General features: G+C 44.0%; 17 protein-coding genes. 15 read left to right on the top strand and 2 right to left on the bottom strand.

The features are described from left to right. Positions 1-9 precede the first annotated feature (9 nt). The 7 genes from LJ707_RS04380 to LJ707_RS04350 all read left to right on the top strand — a co-directional run bounded on the left by LJ707_RS04380 (position 10) and on the right by LJ707_RS04350 (position 6,400). Entirely contained in the window at positions 10-1,719 is a 1,710-nt protein-coding gene (locus LJ707_RS04380) for a GMC oxidoreductase (protein ID WP_228949575.1), read from the top strand. Between the two features lie 3 nt (positions 1,720-1,722). Further along, a complete protein-coding gene (locus tag LJ707_RS04375; protein ID WP_228949574.1) occupies positions 1,723-2,610 on the top strand; it encodes a glycosyltransferase family 2 protein in 888 nt (295 codons plus the stop codon). Positions 2,611-2,668: 58 nt separating this feature from the next. Further along, positions 2,669-4,003, top strand: coding sequence for a WcaI family glycosyltransferase (locus LJ707_RS04370; RefSeq protein ID WP_228949573.1), 1,335 nt, complete (start codon positions 2,669-2,671; stop codon positions 4,001-4,003). A 117-nt stretch (positions 4,004-4,120) separates the two neighbouring features. Then, positions 4,121-4,339 (top strand): hypothetical protein, encoded by a 219-nt coding sequence (locus LJ707_RS04365; RefSeq protein ID WP_228949572.1) that lies wholly within the window; start codon positions 4,121-4,123, stop codon positions 4,337-4,339. A 131-nt stretch (positions 4,340-4,470) separates the two neighbouring features. Then, positions 4,471-5,586: a GDP-mannose 4,6-dehydratase gene (gene gmd / locus LJ707_RS04360; protein WP_228949571.1), complete on the top strand. Its 1,116-nt coding sequence runs from the start codon at positions 4,471-4,473 to the stop codon at positions 5,584-5,586. A gap of 25 nt (positions 5,587-5,611) precedes the next feature. After that, positions 5,612-6,040: a response regulator gene (locus LJ707_RS04355; RefSeq protein WP_228949570.1), complete on the top strand. Its 429-nt coding sequence runs from the start codon at positions 5,612-5,614 to the stop codon at positions 6,038-6,040. A 204-nt stretch (positions 6,041-6,244) separates the two neighbouring features. Further along, complete coding sequence (locus tag LJ707_RS04350; protein WP_228949569.1) at positions 6,245-6,400, top strand: hypothetical protein; 156 nt, start codon at positions 6,245-6,247, stop codon at positions 6,398-6,400. A gap of 110 nt (positions 6,401-6,510) precedes the next feature. On the opposite strand, the gene LJ707_RS04345 is transcribed toward LJ707_RS04350, so the two are convergent. Then, positions 6,511-8,052 carry a SulP family inorganic anion transporter gene (locus LJ707_RS04345; protein ID WP_228949568.1) on the bottom strand — a complete coding sequence of 514 codons (1,542 nt, stop codon included), beginning with the start codon at positions 8,050-8,052 and terminating at the stop codon, positions 6,511-6,513. Between the two features lie 170 nt (positions 8,053-8,222). Here LJ707_RS04345 and LJ707_RS04340 point away from each other — a divergent pair, with 170 nt between their 5' ends. The 7 genes from LJ707_RS04340 to LJ707_RS04310 all read left to right on the top strand — a co-directional run bounded on the left by LJ707_RS04340 (position 8,223) and on the right by LJ707_RS04310 (position 18,986). Further along, the gene (locus LJ707_RS04340) at positions 8,223-9,413 is read left to right on the top strand and encodes a threonine synthase (protein WP_228949567.1); all 1,191 of its coding nucleotides are present in this window, start codon (positions 8,223-8,225) and stop codon (positions 9,411-9,413) included. A gap of 102 nt (positions 9,414-9,515) precedes the next feature. Further along, complete coding sequence (locus LJ707_RS04335; RefSeq protein ID WP_228949566.1) at positions 9,516-10,646, top strand: alpha/beta hydrolase; 1,131 nt, start codon at positions 9,516-9,518, stop codon at positions 10,644-10,646. A gap of 321 nt (positions 10,647-10,967) precedes the next feature. Beyond that, on the top strand, positions 10,968-11,384 hold the full coding sequence (locus tag LJ707_RS04330; RefSeq protein WP_228949565.1) for a hypothetical protein: 417 nt from the start codon (positions 10,968-10,970) through the stop codon (positions 11,382-11,384). Positions 11,385-11,554: 170 nt separating this feature from the next. After that, complete coding sequence (locus tag LJ707_RS04325; RefSeq protein WP_228949564.1) at positions 11,555-12,634, top strand: efflux RND transporter periplasmic adaptor subunit; 1,080 nt, start codon at positions 11,555-11,557, stop codon at positions 12,632-12,634. Positions 12,635-12,661: 27 nt separating this feature from the next. Further along, positions 12,662-15,898: an efflux RND transporter permease subunit gene (locus tag LJ707_RS04320; protein WP_228949563.1), complete on the top strand. Its 3,237-nt coding sequence runs from the start codon at positions 12,662-12,664 to the stop codon at positions 15,896-15,898. Beyond that, positions 15,891-17,333: a TolC family protein gene (locus LJ707_RS04315; protein ID WP_228949562.1), complete on the top strand. Its 1,443-nt coding sequence runs from the start codon at positions 15,891-15,893 to the stop codon at positions 17,331-17,333. Before LJ707_RS04320 ends, LJ707_RS04315 begins: the two co-directional genes overlap by 8 nt. Before the next feature lie 141 nt (positions 17,334-17,474). Then, positions 17,475-18,986, top strand: a complete 1,512-nt coding sequence (locus LJ707_RS04310) for a family 43 glycosylhydrolase (RefSeq protein WP_228949561.1) — start codon at positions 17,475-17,477, stop codon at positions 18,984-18,986. Positions 18,987-19,041: 55 nt separating this feature from the next. Here LJ707_RS04310 and LJ707_RS04305 read toward each other — a convergent pair whose 3' ends face one another. Continuing rightward, positions 19,042-19,896: an AraC family transcriptional regulator gene (locus tag LJ707_RS04305; RefSeq protein WP_228949560.1), complete on the bottom strand. Its 855-nt coding sequence runs from the start codon at positions 19,894-19,896 to the stop codon at positions 19,042-19,044. Positions 19,897-20,003: 107 nt separating this feature from the next. Between LJ707_RS04305 and LJ707_RS04300 the strand changes: the two genes are divergently transcribed. After that, a complete protein-coding gene (locus LJ707_RS04300; RefSeq protein ID WP_228949559.1) occupies positions 20,004-22,445 on the top strand; it encodes an alpha-L-arabinofuranosidase C-terminal domain-containing protein in 2,442 nt (813 codons plus the stop codon). The last annotated feature ends 5 nt before the right edge of the window (positions 22,446-22,450 follow it).

Below are 22,450 nucleotides of genomic sequence, written 5' to 3'. Positions count from 1 at the left end.
CCTGTCGCCATGTTTTTAACTGATGATGCAGCCGCTTATAACCTTTGTGTTGTAGGCAGCGGCCCGGCCGGTATTATATTGGCCCTGGATTATGCACGTACTAATCCGCATAAAAGAGTTTTGTTAGTTGAGTATGGTTCAAATACACAACAAAAAGAAAATCAACTTGATAGCAGTATTCAGATAAACAATACAGTTAACCACCATCAGCCCAATGAGTGTACAAATAAAGGCTTGGGTGGTACATCAGCTACATGGGGCGGGCGCTGCGTAATGTATGATGAGATAGATTTTGAGGACAGGCCCATACTTAATGGAAACTGCACCTGGGATAAAACTATACTGATTGATGTACAGGATCATATACACAAAGCGGCAGAATATTTTGAATGCGGTAAACCTGATTTCGATCTTTCGGCATTAACAAATGCCGATGCTAAACCCATAGCCGAGGGATTTAAACAAGGTGTTGTTACCGATACCCGGCTTGAACGGTACAGTATGCCTACCCGTTTTGGCGAAAGATATGCAGGTGATATTGCCGCCCAAACAAACCTCACGTTGGCAGAAGGGTATGAGGCACGCGATTTTGAACAGCCCAATGCTAAAGGCAAAGTATCCTTTTTAACACTTCGCCATGTAGCAACGCAAAAGCAGATCATAGTAACGGCAGACAAATTTGTATTGGCTGCCGGCGCGCAGGAGAGTACCCGCATATTGCTGCGCAATCAGCAATTATTTAGAAATATAGGGGGCGTACCGGATGCACTGGGTAAATACTACCAGGGGCATTTATCAGGCAAAATAGCATCAGTACAATTTAACGGCGATCCTAAAAAAACCGACTATGGTTTTACTAAAGATGCTGATGGTGTTTATGCCCGCAGACGTTTTCAGTTCAGTAACGAGTTTTTGAAGCAAAACAATTTGCTTAATACCGCGCTGTGGCTTGATAATCCCTTATACTTTGATCCTAAGCATCGCAGCGGGGCCATGTCATTTATGTATCTGGCCATGATTACGCCTGTACTGGGTAAAAAACTGGCTCCTCCGGCAATAGCGCATTCTATAACCAAAGGCAGGGTAAACAATATACCGGCGCATATAGGCAACATAGCACGTGGTTTGCCCCGATCATTCACCAAGCCGGCGGCCATTTTTTATAAACGGTACATCAGTAAACGCAAATTGCCCGGAGTGTTTTTGTACAGCCCCAAAAATACTTACGCGTTGCATTTTCATGCTGAGCAGGTACCATTTGAGGGCAACAGCATGAAACTTGGATCAGATGGTGAGCGCCTGATCATCAACTATTCGCTTACCGAAGCGGATGTTGCCTCGGTTATAAAACTGCATGATGTGCTTGACCATTGGCTGCGTACCACAGGCTGCGGCGAGCTTAAATACTGGTTTGATAAGGACGAACTGCCGCAGGCTATAAAAAACATGTCAAAAGATGGGTTGCACCAGTGTGGTACTACCCGCATAGCCAACTCGCCCGAAAATGGCGTGGTTGACAGTGATCTGAAAGTGTGGGGCACCAGCAATGTATATGTGTGCAGCAGTTCGGTATTTCCAACATCAGGACAGGCTAACCCTACATTTATGCTGGGTGCTTTCGCGGTAAGGTTATCGCAGCATTTAAGCCATACCAAAAAGGCCAATAAAAAATCGTTTACAACACAGTTACAGCATAATAAGCCTGTTAACATTAATTAAATAATGATCTCTGTAATTATACTTACTAAAAACGAAGAAGCCGATCTGCCCATTTGTTTACGCTCGCTGCAGTGGACAGATGATGTGCAGGTGCTTGATTCATTTAGTACCGACCGTACGGTTGAAGTTGCGCGCCGGCATGGTGCAACGGTTACTAAAAACGCTTTTGAAAGCTTTGGCAAGCAGCGCAATTTTGCCCTGCAAAACATCAGCCTTAAATATAACTGGATACTGTTTTTGGATGCTGATGAAGTAGCCACGCCCGAATTTAGAGATGCCGTGTTAAAAGCCACCATCAATGCCGAAGATGCAGTTGCCGGTTTTTACTGCTGCTGGAAAATGATGCTTGAAGGCCGCTGGTTAAAACGGTGCGATAACTATCCGAAATGGCAATTACGCTTGCTGCGTAAGGGCCGTGTAACTTACACTGATTTCGGGCATGGCCAAAAAGAGGATCATGTATTGGGTAAGGCCTTATATTTAAAGGAACCCTACCTGCATTACGGTTTTTCCAAAGGCTGGTCGCACTGGATAGAGCGGCACAACCGTTACTCAACCCTTGAGGCTGTGGCAAGGTTGAACCATCGTCCGCCATTTAAAAATATATTCAGCAAACATGGCAGTACACGTAACCCGGCATTAAAATCGTGGTTAAGCCGTGTGCCGGGCTGGCCGATGTTAAGGTTTATACAAACTTACTTTTTTAGTTTGGGCTTTACTGAGGGTATACAGGGTTTAACCTATTGCATCAATATATCCTATTACGAATACATGATCATCATTAAGATGCGTGAGATCACGGTAAACCAAAATGCAAGCGTGCAAAGCATCAATAACATTACAAATGCCGATCAAAAGTCTGCAACATTAGTGTTGCAGGCCTCTGAATAAAAATCCTCTTTTTTTTAACTATTAACACCTCCCCGGGTGTGCTAATTAAACCAATATTATGGCAAAAAACGTACTTGAAATTGAACGGAGTAAAACAAAAGCTCCTTCTAAAAGCATCTTGCTTATCGGGATCAACTTTTCGCCCGAGCTTACCGGCATAGGTAAGTACACCGGCGAAATGGTTGACTGGCTGGTTGAAAATAATTTTCAGTGCAGTATGGTCACGGGTTTTCCGTACTACCCGTACTGGCAGGTGCAAAAGCCATATAAAAACAGGTTTCACACCAGGGAAACGTTAAAGAATGGTAAGCTTAATATTTACAGGTGCCCGATGTATGTACCCGCGCAGCCAAGTGGCATGAAAAGGTTGATACACGAGTTCACCTTTTTCTGTTCAGCCTTGCTGATGGTGATATACCTACTGTTTAAGCCTAAAAAGGATTATATATTTTGCGTTGCCCCGCCGTTCCATATCGGTTTTTTGGGGTTGATATATCGCTTTTTTAAAGGCGGAAAGATATTGTACCACATCCAGGATCTGCAAATTGAGGCTGCCCGCGATTTGCAGATGCTTAAATCTGATAAAGCCTTTAAAGTTTTGTTCGGTTTGGAAAGGCAGATATTGCAACGCGTTGATTTTGTGAGCACCATATCAAGCGGGATGCTTAAAAAGGTATCTAAAAAAGCAGATAAGGAAGTGCTGTTTTTTCCTAACTGGGTTGATACCGAAGCTTACTGCCCATTATATGATAGTGCCGAGCTTAAAAAGTTATGGGGTTTTCATGAGAATGACAAAATTGTGCTTTACTCAGGCAGTATTGGCGAAAAGCAGGGATTAGATGGAATTTTAAGTGTTGCCCGCCATCTTGAAGCTTCAAGCTTTATTAAATTTGTGATATGTGGTACCGGGCCTTACAAGGAAAAATTGATGAACAGCGCTAAAGAGCAAAAGCTTGCTAATGTGCATTTTTTACCTTTGCAGGAACCGCACCTGTTCAATAACTTTTTAAACATGGCCGATATACACCTGGTGCTGCAAAAAAAGAATGCCAGCGACCTGGTTATGCCATCAAAACTAACTACTATACTGGCAGTTGGCGGCCTGGCCCTCATTACTGCCGAACCGGGTACAAACCTGTTTGAAATAATAAACGACAACAGGATGGGGGTGGTGATACCGTCAGAGAATTTACAGTCGTTAGAGGCTGCTATTTTACGATGCTGCACCATTGATAATACTGCCGAGAAAATAAATGGCCGCAACTATGCCGAAACACATCTGGATAAAAACAACATACTGACCAAGATTATGAAGCTGATAGGCAACGAAAGCTTTGAACCCCGGGTAAGCACCAAGCATGTTGAATATTTTGAGCTTGAAAACAATATTTAACACTATTGCCCACTTATTTTTACGCAGTACACATAATATTTAATAAGTGTAATAACATTTTGTAGCTTTATCCGTAAAAGCAGGGTGTACTTTAATACCCCTGTTATGCCAATTACGATGGATCAAGCTCAACTTACCAAAGTTTATTTAACCGATTTAGAGCGGAACCTGACTTTTTATGGCGTAGTTAATAAGTTAACCGAAGTAAATAATAACATGCAAGTTATACTTACAGATGTTAAGGTTTACGAGTACGAATCATCAAACTACCTGTACAGCCTGCCCGAAATATCTTTTACGAGGCCAAAAGCGGTTTTGCATATAGAAGCAGCTTAACCATAACTCAACATTTATAACACCATACTTTAATACTGTACAGTAATTATTTACTGTAGGCTTTGTCGGCATTTATTGCTGTGCAGCTTTGCTGCATATTCTCCTCAATATATTTATTACTGAAACTTATTATGAAAAAAAAGGCCCTTATCACGGGTATCACCGGCCAGGACGGTGCATACCTTGCTGAATTATTATTGTCAAAAAATTACGAAGTTCATGGTATTAAAAGGCGTAGCTCGCTGTTTAATACTGAGCGTATTGACCACCTGTACCAGGATCCGCACGATGAGGATCGTAATTTTATTATGCACTATGGTGATCTGAGTGATTCAACCAACCTGATCCGCATTATTCAGCAGGTACAGCCCGACGAAATCTACAACCTGGGCGCCATGAGCCATGTTAAAGTGAGCTTTGATACCCCGGAGTATACCGCAAATGCCGATGGTATTGGTACCCTGCGTTTGCTCGAAGCTATACGCATATTAGGCCTTAACAAAAAAACAAGGATATACCAGGCTTCAACATCTGAGCTGTATGGTTTGGTGCAGGCCGTTCCGCAATCAGAAACTACGCCTTTTTATCCACGCTCACCGTATGCAGTAGCTAAACTTTACGCTTACTGGATAACTGTTAACTACCGCGAAGCATATGATATGTTTGCCTGTAACGGCATCCTGTTTAACCATGAAAGCCCGCTGCGTGGCGAAACCTTTGTTACCCGTAAAATTACCCGTGGTGTAGCAAAAATAGCTTTGGGTCTGCAAAATAAACTATACCTCGGTAACCTTGATGCCCGCCGCGACTGGGGCCACGCTAAAGATTACGTGGAGGCTATGTGGCGTATACTGCAACAGGATAAACCTGAAGATTTTGTAATAGCTACCGGTATAACCACCACCGTACGTGATTTTATAAAAATGGCGTTTGCCGAGTTGGGTATAGAGGTTGAATTTAAAGGCGAGGGTGTTAATGAGCGCGGTTATGTAGTGGCTTGCAGCAATATTGATTACCTGGTTGAGGTAGGCAAAGAAGTTGTAGCGGTTGATCCGGCCTATTTCCGCCCCACAGAGGTTGAACTGCTCATTGGTGATCCAACAAAGGCAAAAGAAAAGTTAGGCTGGAAGATTGAATATACCCTGGATATGCTGGTTAGCGACATGGTACAATCAGACGTTACCCTGTTCAAAAAAGAGCGCATACTTAAAGAACTCGGTTACGAGATCAAGAATCAGTACGAATAAGAAAACACAATCAAATAATAACGTTATGAACCTGCTTATTATTGACGATGAACCAATCCAGCATCTTATTTACGATAAGATGCTGGATATTTATGTGCCTGATGCTTCATCGCATACCATGCACAGTTATGACGGCGCAAACGCGCTTGAATTTTTAAGGCAAAACAGTGGTAACGCCAAAGCTTTGCCCGATATGATTTTTATGGATATACACATGGCATCGCTTAGCGGTTTTGACTTTTTAGAGCGATTCAAGAAATTAAGTCAAAGGCTTATTAAGCATATTGAGGTGTATGTGATATCATCATCAATTGATCCGGAAGATATTGATCGCTCAAAGGGTTACTCTTTTGTAAAGGATTATATCATAAAACCCGTTACGCAGATCGCTATTAAAAACATTTTCAACGCTAATGGTCATTATCCTAATAAAATGGCCTTACTAAACGGTTAGCAAACAGCTTTAAAAGCCTGCTGATTAACGTGCTGCATATGGTTAATTGATTGACCGTGTGTTTGCTCGCCCCCTGATTAAACTATTCACTATTTATTTTTTACGGTTCTCTTAATTAGAGAATGGCCTTGCTATACCTGCCTGTTTCGGGCCGGTATTTTATGCTTGTAATCAATTTATAAACCTGATTAAATACCAAAACAAATGAAAAATTTAACAACAACTATCAACCGGTTCGGCCTGCGGGTAATGAACAATGAGATGAACGGATTTGATGTAGCCATAATCGTTACCATCTGTTTAAGCTTTTCGGCAGGTACCATCTTTTTAATTGGCGATCCTTCTCTGCTTGCTAAATAGCAGTTTGAGATAATTGTTTTTACTTACAGGGTGTGCGAGATACCCGTTTAAATGGTCAGTTAATTTGGGCATACCGTATTGGTATGCCTTTTTTTGATAAAAAATTAGCTTTATTTTGTTTCGATAGCTACATGATAAGCAGGATCTTCCAAAATATTTACTTCAATAACATTGTCAGCATTTTTAAGCAGGGTGCGGCAATCGTCGCTCAGGTGTTTCAGATGAAGTACCTTGCCTGCCTTGCGGTAACGTTGGGTAAGTTTATTGAGCGCCTCAATGCCCGACATGTCAGCCACGCGGCTCTCCTTAAAATCTATCACCACTTGCTCCGGGTCAGTATCTAAATCAAATTTCTCTGTAAAAGCCATTACCGAACCAAAAAACAGCGGGCCGAATATTTCATAGTGTTTTATCCCGGCTTCGTCAACATATTTTCGGGCGCGTATGCGCTTGGCGCTTTCCCAGGCAAATACCAGGGCCGATATAATAACGCCAATCAGTACAGCCAGGGCCAGGTTATGAAGCCAAATGGTAATTAATGCTACCAGTATACCCACAAATATATCATGCCGTGGCATTTTATTGATAATACGCAGGCTTACCCATTCAAAAGTACCAATAGCCACCATGATCATTACACCGGTAAGTGCCGCCATGGGCACACGCTCAATAACAGGTGCGCCAAATAATATGATCACCAATATAGTAAGCGAAGCAATAATGCCCGACAGCCTTGCCCTTGCGCCGGCCGAAAGGTTTACCAGCGTTTGCGCTATCATGGGGCAGCCGCCCATCCCAAAAAAAAATCCATTTAAAATATTCGCGCTGCCCTGGGCAATACACTCGCGGTTGCTGTTGCCCCGGGTGGCGGTAATTTCATCAACCAGGTTAAGGGTGAGCAACCCCTCGGTTAACCCAACACCTGCCATAATAAGGGCGTAAGGAAAAATGATCTGTAAAGTAGCCCAGTTTAACGGCACCGCAGGTATATGAAAGGGCGGGAAGCCACCGCTTACAGCCGCTATATCACGTACGGTTTTGGTTTCGATACCAAAGCCTAATACAATGGCGAAAACTATTACTATAGCAACTAATGAGGGTGGTACAGCCTTGGTTATACGTGGTAAAATAAACACGATAGCTATTGTTAATGCCACTAATCCACCCATAATTAATAACGGGGTGCCGCTTAACCACGCCTCGTGCCCGTTAACCATGGTTTTAAACTGTTTGAGCTGTGCCATGAAAATTATTACAGCCAAACCATTTACAAAGCCATACATTACGGGTTGCGGCACAAGCCTGATGAATTTGCCCAGCTTGAATATACCCACCAATATCTGGAAGATACCAGCCAGCACTACAGCGGCAAATACATATTCAAGTCCGTTGCTTTTCATCAGGGCAATTAAAACAACAACGGTAGCGCCTGCGCCACCGGATATTAACCCCGGCCTGCCGCCAAAAATTGCGGTAACCAAACCCATAATAAATGCTGCGTACAAACCCATTAACGGAGGAAAGCCTGCAAGTATGGCAAATGAGAGCGATTCGGGCATCATTGTCATGGCAACGGTAAGGCCGGCAAATATTTCGTTCTTGTAATTTATTTTTTGCGAAAAATCAAAAAAGGGAGGGGCGGTTTTGCTCATGTATGGAGTTGACTAATTGCAAAGTACACAGATCGGGGGTAGTGTAATCAGGCTGATTAAAAGTACTTATACCGTCTGTAACGCAAAAATAGCAAAGTTTTCAATACATCTGTTTCGCCAATAAGCTAATTTGGCTGGTTGTTTAGTACAAGCTTAATTAATACTTCATTATGTCGATATCAAATTCCAATAAATTCTCATTGCTTAAACACCTGCGCTGCCCCGAATGCGGGCTGGTACATGATGCCGGGCAAATAAATACAGTATGCAATAATGAGGAATGTAGATCGACACTTTTTGCAGAGTATGATTTGCCGCAGGGCTTGAACCCGAAAGATTTTTTAGCCCATCGCCCTGCAAATATGTGGCGTTACCACGAATTTTTACCCGTGGTTGATCCTGCTAATATCATTACTTTAGGCGAGGGTTTTACGCCGTTGCTACCCTTGGCCAATCTGAAACACGAAGTTGAAGGCAACGAGGTGTTTTGGAAAGATGAATCAGGCAACCCGACAGGCTCATTCAAGGCACGTGGCATAGGTATGGCCGTTTCAAAGGCGAAGGAATTAGGTATAGGGCATATTGTTACACCTACAGCCGGTAATGCCGGTGGGGCGCTGGCTGCTTACTGTGCCAGGGCGGGTATAAAGGCATCAGTATATATGCCGGTACTTACCCCCAAAGTATTTAAGGATGAATGCCGCCTGTATGGCGCCGAACTGATAGAGGTGGATGGCAATATTGCCGACTGCGGTAAACTGGCAAATGATGATGCCGTGCAAAACGGCTGGTTCCAGGTATCTACCTTAAAGGAGCCTTATCGCCTGGAAGGCAAAAAAACGATGGGTTATGAACTGGCCGAGCAATTTAACTGGCAACTGCCCGATGTTATTTTTTACCCTACGGGAGGCGGTACAGGGCTCATTGGTATATGGAAGGCTTTTAACGAGATGCAGCAATTGGGCTGGATAGGTGCTGAGCGGCCGCGCATGGTTGCCGTTCAATCGGTAAGTTGCGATGGTATTGTGCTCGCATTTAATGGCGGAAAATCAAGGTCGGAGTTTAAGGATAGCGGCTTTACAATAGCTAATGGTTTACGTGTACCAAAACCTTATGCCGATAAGCAAATATTAAAGGCTCTGTATGAAAGCAATGGCAATGCTATTGCCATTGATGATAAGGAAATGAATGCGGCTGTTAAATACATATCAGCAAAAGAAGGTATGCTTATAGCGCCTGAAGGTGCCGCTTTGTGGGTGGCGTTTAAAAAACTTAAATCAACAGGCTGGATAAAGCCGGGCGAGCGTGTGTTGCTTCTAAACACAGGCAGCGGATACAAGTATCTGGAGAATATAGTTTGATTTTAGTTAGAGCCGCTGGTTTTAATAAGTTGATAATGTTTAGGATAGGTAGGTGAAACTAAAGTATTAGTAACCATGTTTCCAAAGCAGAATACATCAACTATGAAAACAAAACACTATTACACCATCCTGGCAGCCTGTGGCATGCTGGGATTAGCCGCCTGTTCGGGCAATTCAACCAAAAGTACGTCAGACAGTACCGATACTGTTATGGCCGATACCACGACAGCAGCAGACTCTGCCAAATCTTTAAAACCAAAAGGCGCCAACCCGGCCTGGGCTCCGGATATCAAACCTGAAATGTGGGCCGTTATTGAAAAGCTGGGCAGCTATGGCGATAAACCTATTGAAACACTTACACCCGCACAGGCCCGTAAAAACCATACACCAACAGATGCCGTAATGGATTTGATGAATGAGAATGGTATTGCCAAGCCGGTATTTAATGTTGATACCATGGGTAAGGATATACCTGCAGATGGTGGCAATATCCATGTACGGATATACACGCCAAAATCAGGCAGCGGTCCGTTCCCGGTAATTGTTTATTACCACGGTGGTGGTTTTGTTATTGCTAATCTGGATGTGTATGATGCTACGCCAAATGTATTGGCCGATCAGGCCGGTGCTGTTGTAGTATCGGTAGCCTACCGTTTAGCGCCTGAAAATAAATTCCCTGCCGCGCATAATGATGCCTTTGCTGCTTACCAATGGGTGTTAAAAAATGCCGCCTCAATAAAAGGTGATCCTAAAAAGATAGCTGTTGCGGGCGAAAGCGCCGGCGGTAATCTGGCTGTTAACACAGCTATTATGTCGCGCGATAAAAAAGTTGCCTTGCCTGTGTCTATCCTTGCCGTATATCCGGTTGCCGGGTCAGACATGAACACACCATCATACACTAAAAATGCTAACGCCAAACCATTGAACAAAGCCATGATGGGCTGGTTTGTTAAACATTACCTGAATAATATGGGCGAGGGTAAAGATCCAAGAATCAACTTAGTTAAGGCTAACTTAAAAGGCTTGCCGCCAACCACCATTATTACAGCAGAGCTTGACCCGCTGCAAAGCGATGGCATGCAGTTGGCCGATCAGTTGAAAGCCGCAGGTGTTACTACCGATCTTAAAAATTACGACGGTGTTACCCACGAATTTTTTGGCATGGGTGCCGTTTTACCGCAAGCCAAAGATGCTGAAGATTATGCGGTAAGTCAGCTTAAAAAATCATTCTAATACACTTAACAAAATTAATTACAAGGGCTGACAAAGTATGCTGTCAGCCCTTTTTTTGTATTTTATCAAACCATGTATTACATATGTGTCTAACTCAAAACTTATTTATCTATGTAAAATTTTTGTTTGTTTGATGTCAAGATATTTAGGCTTACTAACACGAATAGTTGTAATGTTGGTAATATTTTAATTTTTATTATCAATTGTTAAAAATATTATAATTATAATTGAGTTATAGTTAGAGTATGTGAATATATGCGTTTGCTTTGCTCGCAACCTATTCTTGCAATTCACTTTTTTATTTACTTTTAGCCCCGGCAAATGAGGTGGTTATTTAGGTTATTTATTTCGCTCACATTCCTGGTGTCCTTCGGGCACGATGTAGCCCATGCTGGCACCATACACGGCCGTAAGCATAATGACCTTACCGGTAATGAGTATCATCACCAAACCGCGCAGACCGACCATGCCCGCAAAAGCATCCAAACCAAATTTGCTGCACGCCACAAACCCGGCGAAAACCATAAGGTTTATATTGTTGAGGCCGATGAAGAGATCGACGAGTCGCTCTCGCACGACAGATTATCTGATCAGGTAGACTTTTTGGCCGCTATTTTTCAGGCCCGCACTTACGATATTTATTTCCAATACATACAAAAGCACTTACACTTCAGTAAATGTCTTTCCTTTTCTCCTAATAACAAGCTTTACCTTGCCCTAAAGGTATTCAGGCTGTGATATCTCCGCAGGCAGTTTAACATCGCCGTATTCATTAAAAACTTCTTAATAATTACTGTTTAAAACTGACGCTCTGTGTGTGGCGCCTTAACAGTTGATGTATATCCCTATACTATTAGTTTACTCAAAAAATTAACATATAAATCACACCCAGTAATACCAAAACTATCATGAAGATGAAACTCATGCTTATGGGTTTGTGTGCCTTGTTGTGCTATACAAGCTGCAAATCTCACAATGAAAAACAAGAAACAGAAGAAAAACTATTGGTTACCAGTCCGTTAAAAATGGATACCACCGTGGTTAACGATTATGTAGGCCAGGTACGATCCATACGTCACATCGAATTACGGGCACAGGAGCGGGGTTACCTTGAAGGCAGCTTTGTTGACGAAGGTCAGCATGTTAAAAAAGGCCAGCTTTTATTTAAAATAATGCCTAAAATTTACGGTGCCGAGCAGGATAAAGCCGCTGCCGAGGTGAATTTTACCGAGATTGAATATCAAAATACCAAAAAACTTGCCGACAGTAACGTGGTAGCCCCTAATGAACTGGCTATGGCAAAGGCAAAACTTAAAAAGGCTAAGGCTGAGCTTGCTTTAAGCAAGGCTCACCTGCAGTTTACCGAGATACGCGCTCCATTTGATGGTATTATTGACCGCCTGCAGGTAAGGCTGGGCAGCCTGATTGATGAGGGCGATTTGATAACCACGCTGGCCGATAACAGCCAGATGTGGGTATACTTTAACGTTCCGGAAGCTGAATACCTGGATTATCAAACCCAAGCCAATAAAGAAACATCAAAAGTAAACCTGCTTATGGCCAACCATAAGGTATTTAACTACCCGGGCAAGGTTGAAACCATTGAGGCCGATTTTGATAACGAAACCGGTAACATTCCTTTTCGTGCTACTTTTCCTAACCCGCAGGGCTTGCTAAGGCACGGCGAAACAGGTAATGTTCAAATAGAGGTTCCGCTTAAAGGCGCACTCATCATACCACAAAAAGCAACCTTTGAGGTGCTCGATAAAAAATATGTGTATGTAGTTGATAAGGATAGCCGCGTGCAGGCACGTGAAATTACAACAGGTGCTGAAATGAATGATCTGTATGAGGTTACCGCAGGCCTTACCGCAAATGATAAGATACTGCTTGAAGGCTTACGTAAAGTAAAAAACAACGATAAGATAGTTTACGACTTTCAAAACCTCAGATCGATCATTTCTCAGTTGAGATTACCGTCAGAATAGTTTACCGATCAAAACTAAGAGATAAAGATGTTTAATAAATTTATTCAAAGGCCGGTGCTCGCAATTGTGATGTCGCTGGTCATCATATTCATGGGGGCGATCGCTATCGAAACGCTGCCCGTGTCGCAGTTCCCTTCCATTGCCCCGCCAATGGTAGTGGTGAACGTAGCCTATCCGGGCGCGAGTGCCGATGTATTGGTTAACTCCGTACTTATCCCGATGGAAAAAGCCATCAACGGCGCACCGGGTATGAAGTACATGACATCAGACGCTACCAGTGCCGGTGAGGCTACCATACAGGTAGTTTTTGATTTGGGTGTAGACCCGAACCAGGCGGTAGTAAACGTAAAAAACCGTATTGAGCAAGTTACCAACAGGCTGCCGGAGCTGGTACAGCGTGAAGGTTTGGTGGTGAGCTATACCTCGCCAAACATGCTGATGTATGTTAACCTTTACAGTAAGGACCCCAAAGCGAACGAGAACTTTTTGTACAACTTTGCGGGGGTGAATATTATTAATGAGCTAAGCCGCCTTAAAGGTGTAGGCAGCGCCAAAATACTGGGTAGTCGGCAGTACGCAATGCGTATATGGTTAAAGCCCGACAGAATGCGCGCCTACAATATCTCAACAGATGAGGTAATGGATGCGCTGGCGCAGCAAAGCGTTATAGGTTCGCCGGGCAGGCTTGGTCAAAGTACAGGTAAGCGCTCACAATCATTAGAGTATGTGCTCACCTACAAAGGGCGTTACAGCCAGCCGGAGGAGTATAAAAATGTAATTGTACGTGCTAACAAAGAGGGTGAGCTGCTTTACCTGAAGGATGTGGCAGATGTAGAGCTGGGTAGCGAGTTTTATGATATCTACTCCAACATGGATGGCCACCCATCAGCCGCTATTACCCTTAAGCAAACGTATGGCAGTAACGCCAGCGATGTAATTAAAGAGGTTAAGGAAAAACTGGAGGAGATCAAAAAATCATCATTCCCTCCGGGGATGGATTACCAGATCAGTTATGACGTATCCAGCTTCCTTGATGCATCGATGGAAAAAGTTATACATACACTGGTTGAGGCATTCGTGCTGGTAGCCATAGTGGTGTTCATCTTTTTAGGCGACTGGCGTTCAACGTTGATACCAACGCTGGCGGTACCGGTATCGCTCATCGGGGCATTCTTTTTCATGCAGTTATTCGGCCTTACCATCAACCTGATAACGCTGTTTGCATTGGTTTTGGCTATAGGTATTGTGGTAGATAATGCCATTGTAGTGGTTGAAGCCGTGCATACCAAGATGGCTGAAGAACACTTATCACCATTTAAAGCCACCAAACAAGTATTGCAGGAGATCAGCGGAGCCATTATCGCTATAACTTTCCTGATGACAGCGGTATTCGTGCCGGTTGCTTTCATGACAGGGCCGGTGGGTATATTTTATCGCCAGTTCTCTATCACCATGGCAACCTCAATTGTAATATCGGGTTTGGTAGCGTTAACACTTACGCCGGTTTTATGTGCCATGATATTAAGAAACACGCATGGCCAGCCCCGTAAACGCACGCCGGTAAACCGGATGATAGATGCGTTTAACGCCTGGTTTGATAAAGTTACCGGCAGTTATACCAACCTGCTGCGCCGCATAGTTAGCCGCCGTATAGTAACCTTTGGCTTGCTGATAGCGTTTTGTGTGGGTACATGGCTGCTGTCAACCAGTTTACCATCAGGCTTTATCCCGAATGAAGACCAGGGGCAGATATATGCTATTATTCAAACGCCTCCGGGTTCAACGCTTGAGCGTACTAATGATGTATCGCGCCAGTTGCAAAAAATTGCCGAGCATGTAGATGGGGTACAATCCGTATCGGCACTGGCCGGTTATGAGGTACTCACCGAGGGCCGCGGTTCAAATGCCGGTACATGTTTGATCAACCTGAAGGATTGGTCGGATCGTGAGCATTCCGCTAAAGAAATAGTTGAGGAACTTGAGGAGAAAGCCCGTGTTATACCAGGTGCCACCATCGAGTTTTTTGAACCGCCGGCAGTACCGGGCTATGGTGCCGCGGGTGGTTTCTCGCTGCGTTTGCTCGATCAAACCAACTCGTCAGACTATAAAGCGTTTGGCAAGGTGAATGATGAGTTTATGGCTGCCCTGCGCAAGCGCAAGGAGCTTACCGGCTTGTTCACTTTCTTTGCTGCCAACTATCCGCAGTACGAGCTGGAGATAGACAACAAGGCCGCCATGCAAAAAGGTGTTAGTATTGAAAAAGCCATGAATAACCTTTCTATACTGATTGGTAGTACCTATGAGCAGGGCTTTGTAAGGTTTGGTAACTTTTTTAAAGTGTACGTGCAGGCTTTGCCCGAATACAGGGCATTGCCTGATGATGTGCTTCGGTTATACGTTAAGAACGATCGTGATGAGATGGTGCCTTATTCAGCCTTTATGAAAATCGTTAAAAAGCAGGGTCTGAACGAGATCACGAGGTTTAACATGTACACCGCATCGGCAATAAACGGCGCTCCTGCACCGGGCTATAGTAGCGGCGAGGCTATTAAAGCTATTCAGGAGGTAGCCCAAAACTTACCACGTGGTTACGGCATCGACTGGATCGGCCTTTCAAAAGATGAGGTTGGCCGAGGTAACGAGGCGCTTTACATCTTCCTGGTAGTATTGGTGTTCGTGTACTTTGTGTTAGCCGCGCAATACGAGAGCTTTATTATCCCGTTGTCGGTAATCCTATCCTTGCCGGTAGGGGTGTTCGGGGCGTTTATGCTGCTCAAGATCATGGGTCTGTCAAACGATATATATGCTCAGGTAGGTTTGGTAATGCTTGTGGGTTTGCTGGGTAAAAACGCTGTACTGATTGTAGAGTTCGCCGCGCAGAAACATGAGCAGGGTGCCACTATTCTCGAAGCCGCCATTGAGGGTGCCAAAGTGCGTTTCCGCCCGATATTGATGACGTCCTTCGCCTTTATTGCCGGTTTGATACCGCTGTTGTTCGCTACCGGCCCGGGTGCCTTGGGTAACCGTACTATTGGCGCGTCATCAGCCGGAGGTATGCTGTTGGGCACCGTGTTCGGGGTAATTTTAGTGCCTGGCCTGTACTACATTTTTGGCAGCATAGCCGCGGGCCGTAAGCTGATAAGGGATGAGGACGAAGTTCCGCTTAGTGAAGACTTTACGCATTCAAAACGCAAAAAGAAAAAATGGTTTTCAAAATTTAAAAATGATCAGTCATCAACAGTAAATAATGATCAACATGAGTAGCAGACGCAGAATATACAGATATATAGGTATTGCCGGCCTGTCGTTAATGTACGCGGCCTGCCGAATACCGCCTTTAGCCGAAAAAACGGTGAATAAAACAGTGCCCACCGCTTACGGTACTGATAGCGTTACCGATACCACCAATACGGCAAAGATAGTATGGCAAAACTTTTTTCAGGATCAGTATCTTAAAAACCTGATTGATACCGCCCTTAAAAACAACCAGGAGCTGAACATCACCATGCAGGAGATCGAGATGAGCCGTAACGAGATCAAGGCGCGCAAGGGGGAGTACCTGCCGTTTGTTGGTGTAAGGGCCGGTGCCGGGTTGGATAAGGTAGCTCGCTATACCAGTCGGGGTGCATCAGAGGCAACCACCGAAATTAAGCCCGGTAAGGAAATGCCCGATCCGCTGCCTGATTACGTAGTAGCGGCCTATGCCAACTGGGAACTGGATATTTGGCACAAGCTGCGTAATGCAAAAAAGGCGGCTGTATCGCGCTACCTGGCATCGGTTGAAGGGCGTAATTTTATGGTTACTCACCTTATAACCGAAATTGCTGATTCATATTATGAACTATTAGCGCTTGATAATCAGCTTGATATTGTAAAGAAGAATATCGCCATACAGCAAAATGCCCTTAAAATTGTAAGGCTGCAAAAAGAGGCGGCTCGTGTAACCGAACTGGCTGTACGCCGTTTTGAAGCACAGGTTTTAAGTACCCAAAGCTTGCAGTATGATATTCAGCAGCAGATAGTTGAAACGCAAAACCGCATTAACTTTTTGTTAGGCCGTTACCCGCAGCCTATAGCGCGCAGCAGCGAGGGCTTTGAAAACCTTACACCGCTGGCTGTACAATCAGGCCTGCCATCGCAATTGCTGGTTAACAGGCCCGACATCAGGCAAGCCGAGTTAAACATTGCCGCCGCTAAGCTTGATGTAAAATCAGCAAAAGCAAGGTTCTATCCATCGCTGGGAATTTCGGCATCAATAGGTTACCAGGCATTTAACCCATCGTACCTGTTAAATACACCCGAGTCGTTATTGTACTCTATAGGTGGAGATATCATGGCGCCATTAGTGAATAGGAATGCCATAAAGGCTGATTATGTTAATGCCAATGCCAAGCAGATACAGGCGATATATGATTATGAGCGAACTGTTTTGAACGCTTATATCGAGGTAGCTAATCAATTGTCAAAAATGGATAATCTGGAAAAAAGCTACAGCCTGAAATCAAAGCAGGTGCAGGCTTTGTCGCAATCTGTAAACATTTCCAATGACCTGTTCAAATCAACCCGTGCTGATTACATGGAGGTGCTGATGACCCAGCGCGACGCGTTAGAGGCAAGGTTTGAACTTATAGAAACCAAAAAGCAGCAAATAAATGCCCGTATAAATATATACCAGGCATTAGGCGGTGGTTGGGAGTAACCATCAGTTATAGTTTAGTTGCAAAAGGAGGCTTATGGCCTCCTTTTGTGTTATTGGTGATGGTAAATGTTTGCTTTAATTAATTTAAAGCAAGGTATAATGTTATTTTTGGTGGATACTAAAAGCTTTAACCAATTGCTTATGAACTATTCTTTACTTAAAAAAGCATTAATGCTGCTGTTTGCGCCATTATTTATTACGGCCACCTGCATGGCACAAACACCGGCTGCCATACCCGGTGATTATGCCGATCCATCAGTTATAAGGGTTGGTAATACTTATTATTCTGTAGCCACATCATCCGAGTGGGCACCTCATTATCCTATTTATCAATCTAAAAATTTAAAAGACTGGGTTCAAACAGGCTATGTGTTTGATCAAACTCCTGAATGGATATCAGGCTCGTTCTGGGCACCTGAGTATTATAAGATAAAAGATACCTATTATATTTATTATACCGCCCGCCGTAAATCCGACGGTATATCATGTATAGGTGTAGCCACCTCAAAATATCCGGATCATGGGTTTAAAGATCAGGGTGTGGTGGTTGCTTTTGGTAAGGAAGCTATCGACGCTTTTTTGTTTCGCGATAAGGGGCAGCTTTACATCACCTTTAAGGCATATGGTTTGGATGACAGGCCTATCGAGATACTTGGCAGCAGGCTATCTGCTGATGGTTTGCGTCTTGAGGGAGAAACTTTTTCAATGCTGAAAGATACACCCCGTATTGGCCTTGAAGGGCAAAGCATTTTAAAGATAGGTAAGTACTATTACCTGTTTTACTCGGCAGGTAATTGCTGCGGTATTGATTGCAGTTATAATGTACGTGTAGTACGGTCAATCAATTTTAAAGGACCTTATGAACTGTACAACAATAACCCTGTACTTTTTCAAAACGATAAATGGAAATGTATGGGGCACGGTACCTTTGTAACCAATGCTGCCGGTAAATATTTTTATGTTCATCATGCTTATAATAAAGACAATACAGTTTTTACCGGAAGAGAAGGTTTAATATCTGAAGTGAGTTTTAAGAACAGGTCAGACTGGCCTGTATTTAAACCCGCAACGGATATACCTGCCGTTAAAACAAACATTACAGATACCTTTACCGGTATGAGCCTCGCCAAATACTGGCAATGGGATTTCAGGCACAGCGTGCCCCGTTACCTGCAATTTAAAGGCATACTGCAACTAAGCGGTGCCACCACGCAGGATAATAATACCGGCGTAGTGCTGGCTTTGCGCCCTTATTCATCAACCTTTGAGGCATCGGTAAACATTGTAAATAAAAATAACGAATTAAAAGGCCTTGCCTATTATGGCGATGCCAACGCGGCTTTAGGTATAGGTATAAAAGGCGATAGCATAATATGCTGGCGTGTACGTGAAGGAAAATGGGAACAGGCAAGGGCCATACAGGTTGCCGCCGCTAAAGGTATCGGTTTAAAAATTAAGGTTGATGTGCAGCACAACTGCACCTTTTATTATAAAGCTAACACGAAGGGCTGGCTGGCCTTGCCGCTAACAAAACCGGTATCCGCAAGCTATTTACCACAGTGGGACAGGAGCCCGCGCATTGGCTTACATTACAAAGGCTCATCATCAATTAATGCGGAATTTGATGATTTTAATATTGAATTTTCAAAGTAATTATCTGCTTAAAGCAATTATTGAGCAAGCCGAAGTGATAAATATTTCGGCTTGTTTAATATTGTGAGGTTTTCTTTTTAAACGCTAATGGCGATGTGCCCGTAATGCTTTTAAACTGCCTGTTGAAATAGGATATGTTGTTGTAGCCGCTTTCAAAGCATATCTGCGATATGGTTTTATCATTTAGTTGCAGCAACTGGCAGGCATAGTTTATGCGCAGCTCATTAATAAAATCCGACAGCGTTTTGCGGGTATGGGCCTTAAAGTACCGGCAAAATGCCGGTACTGATAAATTGGCCATGGCAGCCATTCGTTGTACTGTTATTTCCTCTTTAAAATTATCAAGCAGATAGTGGTAAATGCGGTTCATGCGGGCAGTATCTTTTTTTATGCTTGATGATGTTTGCCGCTGCGAAGCCAGAACCTCAAAATCATCAGCCCTGGCTAACGTGGCCAGCACGCTGATCAATCCGGCAACGGCTTGTGCTTCGTCATCACAAACCAATGCCCTTATCCTGTTATCAACCTCATCCATTGTTTTTTGGCTGAACCTGATGCCGTTAAGAGATGATTTGAATAGGGATTTTATAGCATTGAACTGCGGCCTGTCAAAAAAGCCGGAACCTAAAAAATCCTCATTAAATTGTATCACAAATTGGTGCACCTCACGGTCAGCAGGCAGGTGTTTGTTATAAAACGTATGCGGCAGGTTGGGGCCAAAAAGGCACAGTTCACGGGCATGAAAAAGGTCAATATGATCGCCTACGTAACGGGTGCCGCTGCTCTTCAAAATGTAGATCAACTCATACTCCGGATGGATATGCAACGGAAAATCGTTGAACGGAAAATGCTCCTCTTTGGCAACAAAAAGGCGGTCGTTTAATAGTATTTTCTCCTCAAATAGTTCCATTTGGTCAATATGGTGTTAATATTGGGCAATAAGGTGTAGGCTTTTACCGGCACAGGCTATCATTTTTGTACACAGTTAACAATTATAAAAATATTTTAACACTATCTATGTCTTTAAAAATATTTACTTTAAACCGTTTTACCTGTATTGCCGGCGTATTGCTGTTGCCTGTGTTAGTGTTTGGGCAGCAGGCAAAAATTATGGTTGATGCTTCAACTGTACTGAACCGCATTCCGGCGGGATTATATGGCGCCTGTATTGAGGATGTTAACCATGAAATTTATGGCGGGTTATACGGTCAGCGTATTTACGGCGAAAGCTTTGAAGAACCGCCTGCAAGCGCTGTAATAACTGGGTTTACAACTTTGGGCGGCATTTGGGCGGCAAATGGTGAACAGGTAAGCGTAAAGGCCGGGCCGGGTTATAAGCTGTTATTGAACAAAGCATTGCCAGCCGAATATAACGCCCAGGTATCCCTGAAATTCAGCAATGAGCGCAGTGGCAATGCCGGGTTGCTGATTAATGTAAACAACGCCCGCGCCGGCGCCGATAGTTTTGACGGTTATGAGGTAAGCATTGACCCGCAGAGGCAAATGCTTGTTTTAGGCAAACACACCGATAACTGGACACCAATAAAGGAAATAAAGATCAACATAAACCCTAACGACTGGATCAAGCTGAAAGTAGTTGCCAAAGGAGGGGCATTCGATATATATGTGAATAATTCTACTAAGCCGGTAGCTGTATTGGCTGATAACAATTCATCCCTAAAACCGGGCAGGATAGCTCTGCGAACTTTTGGATCTGATGTTACATTCAGCCGGTTCTCTATCACGCATAATGGCATAACTGTTAACGAGAAATTTAACTCCGCGCCACAGTTGCAGGTAAGCAGTGTTTGGGATGCTGTGAATACAACCCGCACTGGCACTTATCAATTAGATGGTACCGATGCTTATAATGGTAAACAGGCGCAAGTGCTGGTGCATAATGGCGGCAATGGTATTATCGGTGTAGCTAACAAAGGGCTTAACAGGTGGGGGATAGGCTTACGTAGCAATCTGAATTATCAAGGTAGCGTTTACTTAAAAGGTATTGGTTTGCAAGGTAATGTAACCCTTAGTTTGCAGAGCACCGATGGCAAAACTACTTACGCTACGACCCAGTTAAAAGGCATCACTGCTGATTGGAAACGATACGAATTCAACCTCAAACCAAATCATACCGATGCTAAAGCCCGCTTTGTTATCTCTATAAATAACAAAGGCAAATTATGGATGGATCAGGCTACTTTGGTTTGTGCCGATGAACAATTTAAAGGCTTGCCACTGCGTGCCGACATCGCTACAAAGATGCAGCAACAAGGGCTTAACTTTTTACGCTATGGCGGAACCATGGTAAACGCGGCGGGCTATCGGTGGAAAAATATGATCGGTCCGCGTGATAAGCGTCCGCCATATACCGGCCACTGGTATCCATATTCAACCAATGGTTTTGGTATTGAGGAGTTTTTACAGTTTTGCGAAGCGGCAGGTTTTGAGGCCGCATTCGCCATTAATATAGAGGAAACGCCACAGGATGCCGCCGACCTGGTGGAATACCTGAAAGGCGATGCCAATACCGAATGGGGCAAGCGCCGTGCGCAAAACGGCCACCCGGCGCCGTACAAGGTTAAATACTTTGAGATAGGCAACGAAGAAGTAATATTTAATGGCGATGTAGCATCGGAGTACGATCATTACGTTGAGCGTTTCAACTTGTTGTATGATGCCATGCGTGCTAAGGACGCAAGTATAAAGTTTATCCAATCGGCTTGGTGGCGGCCTGAATCTCCAAATATGGCGCGGGTATTTAAGGCACTTAATAGTAAAGCTGATTACTGGGATTTGCATACCGATGCCGATGCGCCACGCTCAGGCTCAAAAGTGGATAGCACCCTTACCCGTATGGAGCAACTGTTTAAGCAGTGGGACCCGCAAACCAAAATGAAATGCGCTATTTTTGAGGAGAATGGCGGGCGGCACGATGTTAGCCGTGCGCTTGGCCATGCCACCACGCTTAACGCGGTGCGCCGTCATGGTGAGTTTGTGCTTACCTCTTGCCCGGCAAATGCATTGCAGCCTTTCGGGCAAAATGATAATGGGTGGGATCAGGGGCAGATATTCTTTACGCCTTTACAGGTTTGGGGCATGCCGCCTTTTTATTCGCAGCAAATGGCATCGGCTAACCATCAGCCACTGCTTGTAAAATCAGGTACCGTGGGAGATATTGATGTTACCGCCACACGCAGCGAGGATGGCCGCCAACTGGTGATCCATATTGTAAACCCTGCCGAAAAGCCGATATCGGCAAGTTTGCAGTTAAGCGGCTTTGATGGCCGAAAGGCTGAGGCTACCATCACACAAATGAGTGGTAAGCTAAGCGATGTGAATACGCCGGCAAAACCTGAACTAATAAGCACTACAATCACCCGGAGCAATATGCCGGGCAATACCATCAATTATGAACTTCCGGCGGGGTCGTATACCATCCTCCGGTTTGAAAAATAAACAGT

The sequence above is a fragment of the Mucilaginibacter sp. UR6-1 genome (assembly GCF_020880975.1).
Classification (GTDB): domain Bacteria; phylum Bacteroidota; class Bacteroidia; order Sphingobacteriales; family Sphingobacteriaceae; genus Mucilaginibacter.
Note: the sequence above shows the minus strand (reverse complement) of the source record. Positions and strands in the feature narration are given on the sequence as shown.

What these genes read in the sequence shown, in the direction of transcription:
- LJ707_RS04305 (WP_228949560.1), bottom strand. Translation starts at nt 19,896, where the DNA reads ATGGAACTATTTGAGGAGAAAATACTATTAAACGACCGCCTTTTTGTT.
- LJ707_RS04370 (WP_228949573.1), top strand. Translation starts at nt 2,669, where the DNA reads ATGGCAAAAAACGTACTTGAAATTGAACGGAGTAAAACAAAAGCTCCT.
- LJ707_RS04365 (WP_228949572.1), top strand. Translation starts at nt 4,121, where the DNA reads ATGGATCAAGCTCAACTTACCAAAGTTTATTTAACCGATTTAGAGCGG.
- LJ707_RS04320 (WP_228949563.1), top strand. Translation starts at nt 12,662, where the DNA reads ATGTTTAATAAATTTATTCAAAGGCCGGTGCTCGCAATTGTGATGTCG.
- LJ707_RS04350 (WP_228949569.1), top strand. Translation starts at nt 6,245, where the DNA reads ATGAAAAATTTAACAACAACTATCAACCGGTTCGGCCTGCGGGTAATG.
- LJ707_RS04300 (WP_228949559.1), top strand. Translation starts at nt 20,004, where the DNA reads ATGTCTTTAAAAATATTTACTTTAAACCGTTTTACCTGTATTGCCGGC.
- LJ707_RS04345 (WP_228949568.1), bottom strand. Translation starts at nt 8,052, where the DNA reads ATGAGCAAAACCGCCCCTCCCTTTTTTGATTTTTCGCAAAAAATAAAT.
- LJ707_RS04315 (WP_228949562.1), top strand. Translation starts at nt 15,891, where the DNA reads ATGAGTAGCAGACGCAGAATATACAGATATATAGGTATTGCCGGCCTG.
- LJ707_RS04380 (WP_228949575.1), top strand. Translation starts at nt 10, where the DNA reads ATGTTTTTAACTGATGATGCAGCCGCTTATAACCTTTGTGTTGTAGGC.
- LJ707_RS04340 (WP_228949567.1), top strand. Translation starts at nt 8,223, where the DNA reads ATGTCGATATCAAATTCCAATAAATTCTCATTGCTTAAACACCTGCGC.
- LJ707_RS04355 (WP_228949570.1), top strand. Translation starts at nt 5,612, where the DNA reads ATGAACCTGCTTATTATTGACGATGAACCAATCCAGCATCTTATTTAC.
- LJ707_RS04330 (WP_228949565.1), top strand. Translation starts at nt 10,968, where the DNA reads ATGAGGTGGTTATTTAGGTTATTTATTTCGCTCACATTCCTGGTGTCC.
- LJ707_RS04325 (WP_228949564.1), top strand. Translation starts at nt 11,555, where the DNA reads ATGAAGATGAAACTCATGCTTATGGGTTTGTGTGCCTTGTTGTGCTAT.
- LJ707_RS04310 (WP_228949561.1), top strand. Translation starts at nt 17,475, where the DNA reads ATGAACTATTCTTTACTTAAAAAAGCATTAATGCTGCTGTTTGCGCCA.
- LJ707_RS04335 (WP_228949566.1), top strand. Translation starts at nt 9,516, where the DNA reads ATGAAAACAAAACACTATTACACCATCCTGGCAGCCTGTGGCATGCTG.
- gmd (WP_228949571.1), top strand. Translation starts at nt 4,471, where the DNA reads ATGAAAAAAAAGGCCCTTATCACGGGTATCACCGGCCAGGACGGTGCA.
- LJ707_RS04375 (WP_228949574.1), top strand. Translation starts at nt 1,723, where the DNA reads ATGATCTCTGTAATTATACTTACTAAAAACGAAGAAGCCGATCTGCCC.